10 protein-coding genes are annotated in these 13,949 nt (G+C 69.1%); 5 read left to right on the plus strand and 5 right to left on the minus strand.

Annotated elements, in window-relative coordinates; translation table 11 throughout:
• Positions 1-6 precede the first annotated feature (6 nt).
• Positions 7-3,351 carry a hypothetical protein gene (locus YM304_RS06455; protein WP_154723338.1) on the minus strand — a complete coding sequence of 1,115 codons (3,345 nt, stop codon included), beginning with the start codon at positions 3,349-3,351 and terminating at the stop codon, positions 7-9.
• 97 nt (positions 3,352-3,448) lie between these two features.
• On the opposite strand from YM304_RS06455, the gene nadA reads away from it, so the two are divergent.
• Genes nadA through nadC form a run of 3 tightly spaced genes read left to right on the plus strand, consistent with a single transcriptional unit; the run spans position 3,449 to position 7,099 of the window.
• Complete coding sequence (gene nadA / locus YM304_RS06460; RefSeq protein WP_041299121.1) at positions 3,449-4,441, plus strand: quinolinate synthase NadA; 993 nt, start codon at positions 3,449-3,451, stop codon at positions 4,439-4,441.
• A 19-nt stretch (positions 4,442-4,460) separates the two neighbouring features.
• Positions 4,461-6,149, plus strand: coding sequence for an L-aspartate oxidase (locus YM304_RS06465; protein ID WP_015440853.1), 1,689 nt, complete (start codon positions 4,461-4,463; stop codon positions 6,147-6,149).
• 32 nt (positions 6,150-6,181) lie between these two features.
• Positions 6,182-7,099 carry a carboxylating nicotinate-nucleotide diphosphorylase gene (nadC, locus tag YM304_RS06470; protein WP_015440854.1) on the plus strand — a complete coding sequence of 306 codons (918 nt, stop codon included), beginning with the start codon at positions 6,182-6,184 and terminating at the stop codon, positions 7,097-7,099.
• A gap of 11 nt (positions 7,100-7,110) precedes the next feature.
• Here the strand turns inward: nadC and YM304_RS06475 are convergent, their stop codons facing one another.
• The 4 genes from YM304_RS06475 to greA form a co-directional block, all read right to left on the minus strand.
• A complete protein-coding gene (locus YM304_RS06475; protein WP_154723339.1) occupies positions 7,111-8,067 on the minus strand; it encodes an FKBP-type peptidyl-prolyl cis-trans isomerase in 957 nt (318 codons plus the stop codon).
• A 37-nt stretch (positions 8,068-8,104) separates the two neighbouring features.
• A complete protein-coding gene (locus tag YM304_RS06480) occupies positions 8,105-9,571 on the minus strand; it encodes an ABC1 kinase family protein (protein ID WP_162142043.1) in 1,467 nt (488 codons plus the stop codon).
• An 11-nt stretch (positions 9,572-9,582) separates the two neighbouring features.
• Positions 9,583-10,356 carry an alpha/beta fold hydrolase gene (locus YM304_RS06485; RefSeq protein WP_015440857.1) on the minus strand — a complete coding sequence of 258 codons (774 nt, stop codon included), beginning with the start codon at positions 10,354-10,356 and terminating at the stop codon, positions 9,583-9,585.
• A 131-nt stretch (positions 10,357-10,487) separates the two neighbouring features.
• Positions 10,488-10,937 (minus strand): transcription elongation factor GreA, encoded by a 450-nt coding sequence (greA, locus tag YM304_RS06495; RefSeq protein ID WP_015440858.1) that lies wholly within the window; start codon positions 10,935-10,937, stop codon positions 10,488-10,490.
• 79 nt (positions 10,938-11,016) lie between these two features.
• On the opposite strand from greA, the gene YM304_RS25285 reads away from it, so the two are divergent.
• Positions 11,017-12,903: a hypothetical protein gene (locus YM304_RS25285; protein ID WP_015440859.1), complete on the plus strand. Its 1,887-nt coding sequence runs from the start codon at positions 11,017-11,019 to the stop codon at positions 12,901-12,903.
• A 49-nt stretch (positions 12,904-12,952) separates the two neighbouring features.
• Positions 12,953-13,945: a 3-isopropylmalate dehydrogenase gene (locus YM304_RS06505; RefSeq protein ID WP_015440860.1), complete on the plus strand. Its 993-nt coding sequence runs from the start codon at positions 12,953-12,955 to the stop codon at positions 13,943-13,945.
• The last annotated feature ends 4 nt before the right edge of the window (positions 13,946-13,949 follow it).

Consider the following 13,949-nt stretch of genomic DNA (forward strand, 5'->3'; position numbering starts at 1 on the left):
GCAGAATCAGCCCAGGAAGTAGCCGGACGTGTCGACGACGAGGTGCGTGCCCGACTGCGAGTAGAACGAGATGTCGTCGCCCGTTCCGATCGGCAGGATCGCCGCATTCGGGCGGACGTCGCCGGCGCCGGCGAGGTTGAGTGTGGCACTCAACGGTCGCTCGGTCCCGGCCGGGTAGCCGGTGACGAAGCCCTTCCCGGCGGCAGCGACGCCGGCGACGTTGAGCACGGCGCCACTCGCCGTCGACGGGATACCGACCTCGATCCCGAGCCCGCCGTCGATCGAGGAGTCGGCGGCCACGAACCCCTTCGGTCCCGCCGAGTCGGTCTCGGACGGGCGGGTGTCGAACGCCCGAGTCGGATCGAGCGGCACGAACAGGCCGAGCGTTCCGGCACCCGCTGAGCTGTCGGTGACGTAGGCCGTCACGTCGCCCGACAGGTGGGTGCCGCCGCTGGAGTACAGGCTGACCTTGCCATCGGCGCCGACGGGGAGCATGACGAGGTTGGAGTTGGTCTCGCCGGCCGCGTTGAGGTTGAGCACGGCGGCGAGCGGACGGTCATCACCGGCGGGGAATGCCGTGACGAAGCCCTTGCCGGTGGCGTTGATGCCGGCGAGGTTCATCACGACGGCCGACACGCCGGTCGGCGGCACACCCGCCACGCCGGTCACCTGCACGTCGATCGTGTCGCCGGCGCCGAGCACGCCCTTCGGGCCCGGCGACTCGGTCTCGGTCGGTCGGGTGTCGAACAATCGGGCCGGCTGGACCGACACGACGCGACCAGCGGAGGTCGCGACGTCGACGTCGTCGTAGTACCCGGCCACGTCACCCGCGAAGTGAGCTCCGCGCTGGGTGTAGATCGAGACCTTGCCGCCGGCACCGATCGGCACCGTCACGAGGTTCGGTCTCGTCTGGCCCGGGGCGGTGAGATTGTGTGTGGCCGCGAGCGGCTGCGGCTGTCCGGTCGCCCAGATCGTCACGAAGCCGCCGTTGGTGGCGTTGATCGCCGCGACGTTCATCACGACGGCGACCGCGTCGTTCGGCACGCCGCCGACGCCGGTGATCTGAACATCGATCGACGAGTCGGGAGCGACGAGACCCTTCGGACCAGCCGCAGGCTCGTCGTCGCGGGTGTCGAACAAGCGGACCGGTGCCACGGGGACGAACCGCGCCGCGTCGTCGAGTTGACCGGCGGGATCCGGGTCGGGGTCTGGGTCTGGGTCGGCCGGCACGCCGATCTCCAGCGCTCCTGGCTCGCAGCCAGCGCCGCCCGGTCGCAGATTCGCCCATTGATCGGTGGTGACGACGTCGAGGCGGAACCCCGAGATGCACGTCGCTACGGGGATGAGGCCGTCGAGGAGGCCGTCGACCGTGGGAACGCGGCCGACCCCGTCGGGATCGAGGCCGGGATCGACGATCGGCGACGGACCGGCGGAGATCGGGTCGAGACCGAGGTCGGCCTGGTCGACGAGATCGGTCGCCGCGTCGAACCCGCACGAGTCGCCGTCTTCGACGTTGTAGCCGCCCGACTGGGTGAAGAACTGTCGAGGTGCCGTCGACGGCGCACAGTTGCCCCCGACGTTGTCGCCGATGACGCTGGCCGTGATGAAGTCGAAGCCGGCGAGCCCCGTGCCGGTCCACTCCAGCGCGTGCGTTCCGACGTTGTCGGTGACCGTCGTCAGCGTCAGCGTCATGTTGTTCGCCGCGATCGCACTGCCGGTCGACACGCTGTCGGGCCCGTCGCCGATCCGGTTGCGGACGAAGGTCGAGTTGGTCACGTCGACCGCTCGATTCGCGTTGTTGTTGTTGAACACGGCGCCGCCGCGGCCGGCAGCGTTGCGCACATCACCCGAACCGACACCTCCGCTTCCGCTCCCGTTGTCGTCGAACACCGAGTCGACGATCGTCATCGTGACCGTGCTCCCCGAGGCGCCGGCGAAGGCGCCGCCGTCGCCGCCGAGACCACCGCTGGTGCCCGTACCGCCGATGCCTGCCTCGTTCGACTCGAAGTACGAACCCGACGACGCGATGCTCACCTGGGCGGCGACGGCACCGCCATCGCCCCCATTGCCGCCGTTGGCGGTCGGTGAGGCAGGAGCGTTGTAGCCGCCGTCTCCCGCGAAGCTCCCCTCGATCTCGGAGTCGGTCACCGACACCGAGACCGCGAAGATCCCACCGCCGTCGCCGCCTTCGCCCCCTTGGTCGCTGGTGCTGGTTCCACCAAAACCCGCGTACCCCTCGGTGATGAACGACGCGTCGAGGTCGACATGGGGTGCGCTGATCGCGCCACCGTTGCCACCGGGCCCGCCGACGCCCTGTGACCCGGGGGTGACCGCTCCACCGTCGGCGTTGCCGGTTCCGCCGTATCCGGCGAGCACCGTGTTGAAGCTCGTGCGGGTCGCCGAGACGGAAGTCTCGGCGCGAACGGCACCGCCGCCACCGCCGTCGCCGCCACGGTTGTCGTCGGAGTCGCCGCCCGTTCCCGCCCGTTCCAAGTAGAACGACACGCCGTCCAGCATCACGATGTTGCCGTGGATGGCCCCACCGGGTCCTCCGTGCGCGGCCGGTAGGTCGTCGGAGTTGCCGCCGTTGCCCGCTTGGTTGCCCGAGAACGACGTGTCGGTCACGGTCAGCGTGCCGACGGGAGCGTGGATCGCCCCACCACTGCCGCCGTGAGTTGCCGCAATGCTCGCGTCGCCGTCTCCGCCGCGTCCGGCGACGTTGTCGATGAACTCGGAGTCGGAGACGGTGATGTCACCCTCGGCGTGGATCGCACCGCCGCTGCCAGGTGTCTGCGCGCTGCCGAAGCCGGAGATGGAGGCGTCCGCCGACCCGGCAGCGCTGTTCTGGAACAGCGAGTCGACGATGTCGAGCGAACCGCCGACGCTGCGCACACTGCCACCGGAGTAGTCGGCCGGGTCGGCGCCCGACCCGATCGGAACCGAGGGAATCGTCCCTTCCATGCGAAGGTGCTCGAGCGTCAACGTGCCGCTCCCGTGGTGGTCGATCACACGATCGGCACAGTTCTGGATGAGGTACGAGCGGTCGGACGCCGTGCCGCGGATCGTGAGGTCTTGGGAGCCGGTGAAGTCGAGGTCGCCACTGGCGTTGGCATCGTCGAGGTCGATACCGAACGGCGGGTCGTTGCAGACATCGCCGCCGGCACCGAGGACGACATTGGTCGCGGTGACCTCGATGAGGTCGACGGTCGAATCGGAGTTGGCCTGGTCGATCGCGGCGCGCAACCCGGCGCCGTTCGATGCCGTCAAGGTGGTCGCCTGCGCCGGGGACGACGTGGAGACCACGGTGATCGAGGTGGCGGCGAGCATCAGAGCGAGCATGCGTGCAGACATGGCTCGATCGTCTCAAGAGAGCGCCACTCGGCGCATGAGTAACAACTACTCAGATCGTGCGTGGGTGGCTCAGGGTGCACCGGTCTACGCTGCCTCCATGGCTGATCCGGTCGACATCGACGTGCTCCCCTCCGACTGGCGCGAGCAGGTCCTCCAGCTCGCCGAGGAGAAGGACGCGGTCATCCTGGCGCACAACTACCAGCTCCCCGAAATCCAAGACATCGCGCACCACACCGGCGATTCGCTCGGTCTGTCGCGTGTCGCTGCCGAGGTCGACGCCTCGACGATCGTGTTCTGCGGCGTGCACTTCATGGCCGAGTCGGCCAAGATCCTCAGCTACGACAAGACGATCCTGATCCCCGACGAGCGGGCCGGATGCTCGCTCGCCGAAACGATCACGGCCGACCAGCTCCGAGCGTGGAAGGCCGAACACCCGGGCGCCGCGGTCGTGTCGTACGTCAACACCACCGCCGCGGTCAAGGCCGAGACCGACATCTGTTGCACCTCGTCGAACGCGGTCGAGGTGGTGCAGTCGATCCCGGCCGACCAGGAGATCCTGTTCTGCCCCGACCAGTTCCTCGGTGCGCACGTGCAGCGCCTCACCGGTCGCGAGAACATGCACATCTGGATGGGGGAGTGTCACGTCCACGCCGGGATCAACGGCGCCGACCTCAAAGATCGTGTCGAGGCCGAACCCGACGCCGAGCTGTTCGTCCACCCCGAGTGCGGCTGTGCCACGAGTGCCCTCTACCTCGTCGGTGCCGGTGTGGTTCCCGAGGCCCGCACCAAGATCCTCTCCACCGGCGGCATGATCGCCGCGGCACGGGAGACGTCGGCGAGCACCGTGCTGGTGGCGACCGAGACCGGCATGATCCACCAGCTCGAGAAAGCCGCACCCGAGGTCAACTTCGAACCGGTCAACCGGGCGGCGGTGTGCAAGTACATGAAGATGATCACCCCGTCGAAGCTGCTTCGCTCGCTGAAGACCGGCACCGACGAGGTGACGCTCGATCGCGACATCGCCGACGCTGCTCGTCAGTCGGTCGAGCGGATGGTCGCCATCGGCACCCCGTCGGCGACCGCCGAGTGACCCGGACGGTTCGCAGCTGATGTCGCTCCCTCGCCGTCTCCGCGCTCCCGCACCGACCTGGGAGCGCGACGTCGACGTCGTGGTGCTCGGATCGGGTGCCGCCGGGCTCTCGGCAGCACTCGCGCTGCGCCCGGTGCGCAGCGTGCTCGTCGTGACCAAGGACGTGCTCGAAGCCGGATCGACGCAGTGGGCGCAAGGCGGCCTGGCCGGCGTGCTCGACCCTGCCGACTCGGCCGAGAACCACGTTCGCGACACGCTCGCCGCCGGTGCCGGGCTCTGCGACGAAGCCGTGGTGCGTGAGTTGGTCGACGAAGCGCCGAAGTCGATCCGCTACCTGATGCGTCTCGGCGCGGCGTTCGACCCGAGTCACGACCCCGAACCGCGGCCGGGGTTCGACCTCGACATCGCCCTCACTCGCGAAGGCGGGCACAGCCACGACCGCATCGTCCACTCCGGCGGCGACCGTTCGGGTGCCGAGGTGCAGCGCACCCTCGACGAATCGGCGCTGGGGGCGGGCGTCGACGTGATGAACCACACGTTCGCCCTCGACCTCGTCATGGGCGTGGGCGTCGACGGCGCCGAACAGTGCGCCGGGGTGAGCGTGGCGCGCACCGATCGCAACGGCGTGGTCCAGTCGGTCGGCACCGTCAACGCTCGCGCCGTGGTCATCGCGTGTGGCGGCTACGGCCAGGTGTTCGCCTCCACCTCCAATCCGCCGGCCGTCACCGGCGACGGCATCGCGATGGCACTGCGTGCCGGACTGCCGGTGCGTGACATGGAGTTCGTGCAGTTCCACCCCACCGTGATGTGGCGTGGCCCCGACGCCCGAGGTCAGCAGGCGCTCGTGTCGGAAGCGGTGCGCGGCGAAGGCGCCAAGCTCTACGACGCCGCCGGTGAACGGATCATGCTGGGCGTGCACCCGCAGGAGGACCTCGCACCGCGCGACGTCGTGTCGGCTGCCGTGAGCCGTCGCATGGCCGAAGCGCCGGGCGGCGTCGACGACCACGTGTACCTCGATGCGACGCATCTGGGCGAGCGCTTCTACGAACGGTTCCCGTCGATCACGGCCGCCTGCCGAGAGATCGGACTCGACCCGGCCACCGAGCGCATCCCCGTCGCACCCGCAGCGCACTACTCGTGTGGCGGGATCACCGCAGCGCTCGACGGATCGACCGCGCTGCGCGGTCTGTACGCCGTCGGTGAGGTCAGTTCGACCGGCGTGCACGGCGCCAACCGTCTCGCCTCGAACAGCCTGACGGAGTCGATCGTCGCCGGGACGCGCGTCGGGCGCGACCTCGCGTGGGAGTTGCCCGGCCCGGCCCGGGTCGTCGTCGACCCGACCGACGACCCGCTCGCACCGCCACTGTTCGACCCCGTACGCCTGCGCGAGGTGAAGGCCGCGATGTCACGCCACGTCGGCGTGGTGCGGTCGGCGTCGTCGCTCAGTTCGGCGCTCGGCGCACTCGGTTCGCTCGCTCGCCACATGCAGCAGCGGACCGACGGTGGCGTCGAGCCGAGTCGGCGTTCGTGGGAGGCGACCAACCTGCTCACGATCGCGTCGGCGGTCGTGTCGTCGGCGCTCGCTCGCACCGAGAGCCGAGGGGCGCATCGACGCTCCGATCACCCCGAGCAGGACGACGCGTGGGTGCGCCACCTCGAAACCGTGCTCGACGCCGTCGGCGCCATCGACGTGCGACCCGAACGATGATCCACGGCGCACCCGCCTCGTAGGCTCGACGCATGTTCGTGTTCCACCCGCTCTCGACGGCCACACGCGATCGACTGATCGGTGCGGGCCTCGACCCCGATGCGCTTTCGGCGCTCGTGCGCCATGCGGTGCAAGAAGACCTCATGGGTGGCATCGACGTCACCTCGACCGCCACCATCCCGGCCGATCAGCGCAGCGTCGCCACATTCGGAGCGCGCGAGCAGGGCGTGGTGGCCGGGCTGCCGATCGTCGCCGCCGTCATCGACACCGTGTGCGGTGGCGCGGCGAGCGAGTTCGAGTACCTCGTCGCCGACGGGTCGCGCGTCGAGCCCGGAACCGACGTCGCCCGCGTCACCGCGCCGACGCGGCTCCTGCTCACCGCCGAACGCACAGGGCTCAACCTGCTCTGCCATCTGTCGGGTGTGGCGTCGCTCACTCGGCGTTGGGCAGACGCGCTCGACGGAACACCGGCGACGGTGCGCGACACCCGCAAGACCACGCCCGGTCTGCGGGCGGTCGAGAAGTACGCCGTGCGCTGCGGCGGGGGAGCCAACCACCGGATGGGCCTCTCCGACATGGCGCTCGTCAAAGACAACCACGTCGCTGCGGCAGGTGGCGTCGCCGAGGCCTACGAGCGTGTGCGTGCGCTCGCCGCCACCATCCCCGTCGAGATCGAAGTCGACACGCTCGACGGTCTGCGAGCCGCGATCACCGCCGGCGCCGACGAGGTGCTGATCGACAACTTCGCTCCCGACCAGATGCGCGAGGCGGTCGCCATCCGCAACGAGATGAACCCTGCTGTGCGCCTGGAGGCGAGCGGCGGGCTCACACTCGACACCGCCCGCGCCGTCGGTGAGACCGGGGTCGACCTGATCGCCGTCGGCGAACTGACCCACTCGGCGCGGGTGCTCGACCTCGGCCTCGATCTGCGCGAAGTACTCGACGGCTGACGCCGCCGGCGTCAGTAGGCGCCGAGCAGTTCGATGACGAAGATCATGTCGGTGCCGGCCGGCAGCCCACCCTGCGGGTTGCCGTCGGGACCGAAGCCGTCGTCCGGCGGGATCGTGATCGCACGCCGACCGCCGATGTTCATGCCCTCCATGCCGAGGAACAGGCCGGGGAAGAGCTGATCGGCGCTGTACGGAATCTGCAGCGGATCGGCCGTCCAGTTCGACTCGATGGCGACCCCGTTGTCGCCACGGAAGTTGACGTAGCGGATGAGTGCGGTCATGCCGGGTTCGAGCGGATCACCCTCACCCACGACGAGGTCGTCGAACGTGGTGGCCTCGGCACCTTCCGACAGCGGCACGCCGGGCTCGGTGGGGGCATCGGCCGGGTCGGCGGCGGTGACGAGCGCGAGCACGTCGATCACGAACGTGAGGTCTTCGTTCTCGCGGATGACCTCGGAGCGTGCGGCCTCCCCGTAGCCGAGTTCGCTGGGGATGTCGAGCTGCACACGCTCGCCCTGCTTGGTGCCGAGCAGGCCGTCTTCCCAGCCCTGGATGACGCTGCCGGCGCCGAGGGTGATCGGGAACGGCTCACGGTCGTAGCTGTTGTCGAACTCGACGCCGTCGACGGTGCGGACGCCGACGTAGTCGACGATCAGCGTGTCGCCGACGACGGCCGGCTCGCCGGTGCCCTCGTCGAGCACGGTGCGGACGAGTTCGGTCGGGGCCTCGTCGGGAATCTCGACGACGGGCTTGTCGGGGTTGGTCGGCGTGGTGTCGACGTCGGCCGGTTCGTCGGTCGTCGCGTCGTCGGCCGGGTCGGTGCTCGTGGTCTCGTCGGTCGTGTCGGCGTCGGCCTCGGTGGTGACCGGGTCGGTCGAGGGTGACTCGGCGGTGTCGCCGGAGCTTCCGCTGCCACAGGCGCTGAGCACGAGAAGTCCGGCGGTGGTGATCATTGCTGTCCGACGCATTGCTCCGACGCTACAGCGGGCCTCGCGGCGTGCGGCGTCAGTCGGCGACGGAAACGGGGCGTGACGCGAGCCACTCCGCTTCGGCGCGGCCGAGCTCGGTGCTGGGTGGTCCGTCGATCCACGTCCAGAGTTCGGAGGCGATGCGGCGATAGTTGCCGGTCGCACCGAGCTCGCCGAGCAGCGCGTAGAGCCCGAGGTTGATCCGCTGGATGAACACGAACGCTCGGGGAACGGTCGCGTACTGGCTGATCGGGCTCGACCGGTCGAACGTGTGGCGCACCACCGAGTTGGCGTACTCGCGTGTCCAGGTCATCTCGGCGTCGGTGCGGACCGTGTCGTAGAAGAGCGAGAAGTACTCGCCGACCTCGTCGGTGTCGACCGGCGCGCCGGGTTGCAGCATGCCGATCTGCTCGAGGATGCGACGGAACTCGGGAGCGTCGTGATCGACGGCGGCCGCCTTGACCATCGACCCGAACGTGTCGAGTTCGTCGTCGGTGAAGTGCTTCACCAGTCCGAAGTCGAGGAACGTGACGGTGCCGTCGTCGTGGAAGAGATAGTTGCCCGGATGCGGATCGCCGTTGAACGCGCCGAAGCGGTACAGCGACCGGAACACGAACCGGAAGATGATCTCGCCGACCCGATCGCGTGCAGCCTGATCCCACTGCAACATGTCGGCCCAGCGGTGCCCGTGCGCCAGTTCGGTGGTGAGCACGCGCTTGGTCGAGTAGTGGGGGACAACCTCGGGGATGCGGATGAAGGGATGATCGCGATAGAAGTCGGCGAACAGTTGCTGGTTGGTGGCCTCGAGTTCGTAGTCGACCTCGTCGGCGAGGCGGATCTTGATCTCGTCGACCATCTCCGACGGGTCGAGCCCGCCGAAGCTCTGTTTGAGCAGCACACCGAGCATGTCGGCGTTGCGCAGATCGGAGGCGATCGCGTCACCCACGCCGGGGTACTGGACCTTGACCGCCACGGCCCGCTCGACCGCGTCGCCGTCGGCGTCACGGCTGCGGATGATCGCCCGGTGCACCTGGCCGATCGATGCGGCGGCGATCGGCTCGTCGTCGAACTCGACGAACAGTTCGTCGATCGGCCTGCCCAGTTCGGCTTCGACCGTGGCACGGGCGAGGTCGGTCGACATCGGGGGTGCGTCGGACTGCAACTGTGCGAGTGCGAGACGCAACGGTTCGGGCAGTCCGTCGTCGAGGTAGCTGGCCATCTGGCCGAGCTTCATCAGCGCGCCCTTCATCTGGCCGAGCTCGGCGGCGACCTGCTCGGCGGTGCGGAACTCGCGCTCGCGGTCGAGTTCGTCACGCCGCTCCGCCGACGCGAACGTCTTGCGGGCCGCGGTGGAGGCGTAGGTGCCGCCGACCCTTGCGCCCATCCGTGCCAGCTTGGCGCTGCGCGCGAACCACGTGCGTTGCACCTGCTCCGAGGTGGCGAGCCGACGGGCCACCAGACCGGCACCGATCGCCACGCCGCCGACGATCAAGGTCTTCGTCATCGCGCCGCGCATCACGAGAGTCTCGCCCGAACCGACTGCAACGAGCGCAGGAGTGACGGAACGAACTGGTCGGCTTCGGCGACACAGGCGTCGTGGTCGCCGTCGATGCGGTACACGTCGGCATCGGAGATCAGCTCGAACAGGCGGGTCTGGCGCCGACGGCTCACGACCCGGTCGTGCATGGTGACGACGAGCGATGCCGGCACGTCGAGCGAACCGATCCAGTCTTCGGACGTGAAACTGCCGATCGCCTTGCCCGCTTCGAGCAGCATCCGCCAGTCGTGGCGGGAGGCCTCACGGATCGCCCACGGCTCCCACTGATCGGCCTTGCGGTTCAGGTACAGCTGGTCGGTGAGCCACGAACGGGCCTGCTCGGGGGTGACGCGAGCGAGCGCGGCGAGCCCGGTGAGCCCGGCGAACCCCCAGCGCTCGACGCGTTCACCGTTGAACACGGGAGCGGTGGCGCACAGCACGAGCCCGTCGACGCGCTCGGGATGGCGTCGCCAGGTGAGCTGGGCGATCGGGCCGCCCATCGAGTACCCGACGGCGATGAACCGCTCGACGCCGAGCGCATCGGCGACCAGCACCGCATCGTCGGCGCAGTCCTCGAGCCGGAACCGCTTCTTCGTGCGCAGGCCGCCACCGTGCCCCCGGTGGTCGTACGCGATGACCCGATAGTGCTCGGCGAGCGCGTCGTAGCACTTGAACCAGTTGAGGTCGGCGGTGGCGGTCCACCCGTGGAGGAGGATGACGACCGGGCCGTCTCGACGACCGAAGTCGCGCACGCCGATCGTGCCGAGGTCGCCGATCTCGACCAGTTGCCCGAGCGGGAGGTCGGGGGTGACGACCTCGTCGTCGGGCGTGACCGGATCGTCGAGGTCGGAATCGGCCGTGCCGGCGTCGTCGACGTGTGCGTTCAGTGTGTTTCGACCTTCAGGACCTTGACGGTGAGCGATCCGTTGGGTGCGTCGTAGGTGACGACATCACCTTCGGATGCGCCGTCGAGTGCGGCGCCGAGCGGCGAGGTCGAGCTGATGACGTCGGCGTCGGGAGCGTCTTCCTCCATGTTGCCGATCATGTAGCGCTCGGCCATGTCGTCGGAATCGCCGTCGTACACGATGGTGTAGATCAGGCTGGCCTCGACGATCTCGGCGTTCTCGAGCAGGTGCTCGAGTTGCCGGATGCGACCTTCCATGTGGCCCTGCTCGTCTTTCGCCGCGTGATAGCCGGCGTTCTCCTTGAGGTCGCCTTCTTCTCGGGCGACTTCGATCTTGTTGGCCACTTCGATGCGGCCACGGGTCGTGAGGTCGGTGAACTCGGCCTGCAATTTGTCGTAGGCCGACTGGGAGAGCTGCGGGTTCGCCATGAGTCGGGAGGATACTCAACAGTCATCGGGACCCGTCGGATGAGCCGAGGGTGCGTCGACCGACTTCTAGGCTGGTGTCGTGAACGATGCGGGTGAAGTCGGCGGTTCCGCGTCGTCGACCAACGGTTGGGAGCCTCCCACCGGCGACCCGATCGACGGCCCCGAACTCGCCGCGACGCCCACTCGCGGTCGGCTCCTGGCCGGCATCGGCGTCGCGACCGCTGCCGCCGTGCTGGTCGGTGTGGCGGCGTACGGCTTGCTCGGGCTGGGCGACGAGTCGACCGCACCTGATGCGGCCACCTCGGCGGCGATCACCACCAGCACCACCGCCGAGACCGAGACGGAGACGTCGGTGCTGTCGCCGGTCGTGGCCACGTCCACGAGCACGTCGACGACCCGTCCGACCACCACCGAGGTGATCGACGAATCGGCGGCCGCCGACGAGATCGCCGACGTGGCCGACGACGACGGCTCCGAGGCCGCAGCGCCCGAACAGAGCGACGCCGACCCGGCTGTCGTGGCACGCCCCGTGCCGGTCGAGCCGCCCGACCCGCCGCCGGAAGCGCCGCCACCCCCGTGGGCGGCGACGCGTACGACCACGGTCGGCGGGCACGTGTCGACCGACGTCGGGTGCGCCACCGACACGTCGGCGGCAGCGATCGACGCGTTCCTCGCTCAGCGGGTGGGGCCCGTGCTGGGCTGGGACTACCAGCACGTGTACGACCTCGGCGGCGGTCGTCAACTCTGGCTGTTCCAAGACACCTTCGTCGACCAGTCGGGCACGGCACAGACGCTCGACAAGGCCAGCTTCGTGCACAACTCGGCCATGGTGCAGGACGGCGCCTGCTTCCGGCTGCTCCACCGCGGCACCCCGAGTCGGCCGACCCCGTTCGAGTTGGGCACGGGGACCACGACGTTGCAGACGTGGTTCTGGCCGATGGGCGGCGAGATGCACAACGGGCAGCTGTACGTCTTCTGGGCCGAGATGGTCAAAGACGTCGTCGACCCGCTCCCGCCCGACGGACTGGGTTGGCATCCGGTCGCGACACACATCGCCACGTACGACCCGGTCACCCTCGCCCGTCTCGACTTCCGCCGCGCGCCCAACTCGGGAGCCACGCCCATCTACGGCTACGCCGTGGCGAGCGACGACACCCACACCTACCTGTTCGGCAACACGTTCGAGCAGAACATGACGCGCGAAGGCGGCTGGTTCAACGGCCCACACAGCGCCACGTTGATGTTCCTGGCGCGGGTGCCACGCGGACAGCTGTTCAGCGCTCCCGAGTACTGGCGCGTCGAAGGGTGGGATCGCAACCCCGCCGGAGCCCAACCGTTCCTCAAACGGCACTGGGCCGAGTTCCCGATGCAGCCGCGGTACATCGGCGGACAGTGGGCGGCGACGACGGCGGTCAACGGGTACTGGGGAGAGGAGTACGAAGTCGACGTCGCGCCCGCGCCATGGGGCCCCTGGACCACCGTCGAGCGGCGAGCGCTGCTCCCGCGCGGTTTCGACCCGAAGATGAACACATATCACGCCCACTTGCACCCGTCGCTCGACGAGTTCGGCAACTTCGTCGTGTCGGTGTCGAACAACGCCCGCGACATGTTGCGCGACGCGTGGCCCAACCCGGCGCGCTACCGGCCCGTCGTCTTCACCTCGCTGTTCCAGACACCGCCGCCGCCGACCACGACCACCACCACGACCACTACGACGACGACCACGACCACGTCGACCACGACGCTGCCGCCGACCACGACCCGTCCGTCGACGACCACGACGACCAGCACGACCACGACGGTGCCGCCGACGACCGCGGCACCGACGACCGTGGCTGCGACGACGACCGTCGCGCCCACCACCACGACGGCGACCAGCACGACCAGTACGACCAGTACCGTGGCGCCGACCACCGTCGCTCCGAGCACCACGGCGGCGCCGCTCGACGCGGTCGACGACCCCTGACCCGACGCACTTCGTCGCGGCCGACTGCGCTCCCTAGGCTGTCGAACCTATGGCGCACAACATTGCAGTGATCGGTGGCGACGGAATCGGCCCCGACGTGACAGCGGAAGCAATCAAGGTCATCGAGGCCGCCGGAGTCGAGATCTCGACGACCGACTTCGACCTCGGCGGACAGCGGTACCTCCGCGACGGTGAGATCCTCTCCGACGAGACACTCGATCAGCTCCGTGCGTTCGACTGCATCCTCCTCGGCGCCGTCGGCACGCCCGACGTGCCACCCGGCGTGATCGAGCGCGGCCTGCTGCTCAAGATGCGCTTCGACCTCGACCTCTACATCAACCAGCGGCCCTTCGTCGGCACGGCCCCCGGTGGTTCCGAGCCCCACGACTTCGTCGTGATCCGCGAGAACACCGAGGGTCCGTACGTGGGCGAAGGCGGGTCGTTGCGCACCGGCACGCCGCACGAGGTCGCCACGCAGGGATCGTTCAACACCCGTCACGGCGTCGAGCGGTGCATCCGCTACGCGTTCGAACTGGCGCAGAGCCGCCCCCGCAAGCACCTCACGCTCGTGCACAAGACCAACGTCCTGCAGTTCGCCGGGAGCCTGTGGGAGCGCACCTTCAACGAGGTCGCCGCCGAGTTCCCCGACGTCGACACCGCCTACAACCACGTCGACGCAGCCTGCATCTTCTTCGTCACCGACCCGCATCGCTACGACGTCATCGTCACCGACAACCTGTTCGGCGACATCCTCACCGACCTCGGCGGTGCCGTGTCGGGCGGGATCGGCTTGGCGTCGTCGGCCAACCTCAACCCCGACCGCACCGCGCCGTCGATGTTCGAACCGGTCCACGGCTCGGCCCCCGACATCGCCGGGCAGAACAAGGCCAACCCGACCGCAGCCATCCTGTCGGCAGCGCTGATGCTCGACTTCCTCGGCGAGACCGACGCCGCCGCCCGCATTCGCGCGGCGTGCGCCGAACCTGTCACTGGCAGCACCACAGACGTTGGTGACGCCATCGCTGCCCGCGTGCGAGGATAGATCC

This window comes from Ilumatobacter coccineus YM16-304 (genome assembly GCF_000348785.1).
GTDB classification, from domain to species: Bacteria; Actinomycetota; Acidimicrobiia; order Acidimicrobiales; family Ilumatobacteraceae; genus Ilumatobacter_A; species Ilumatobacter_A coccineus.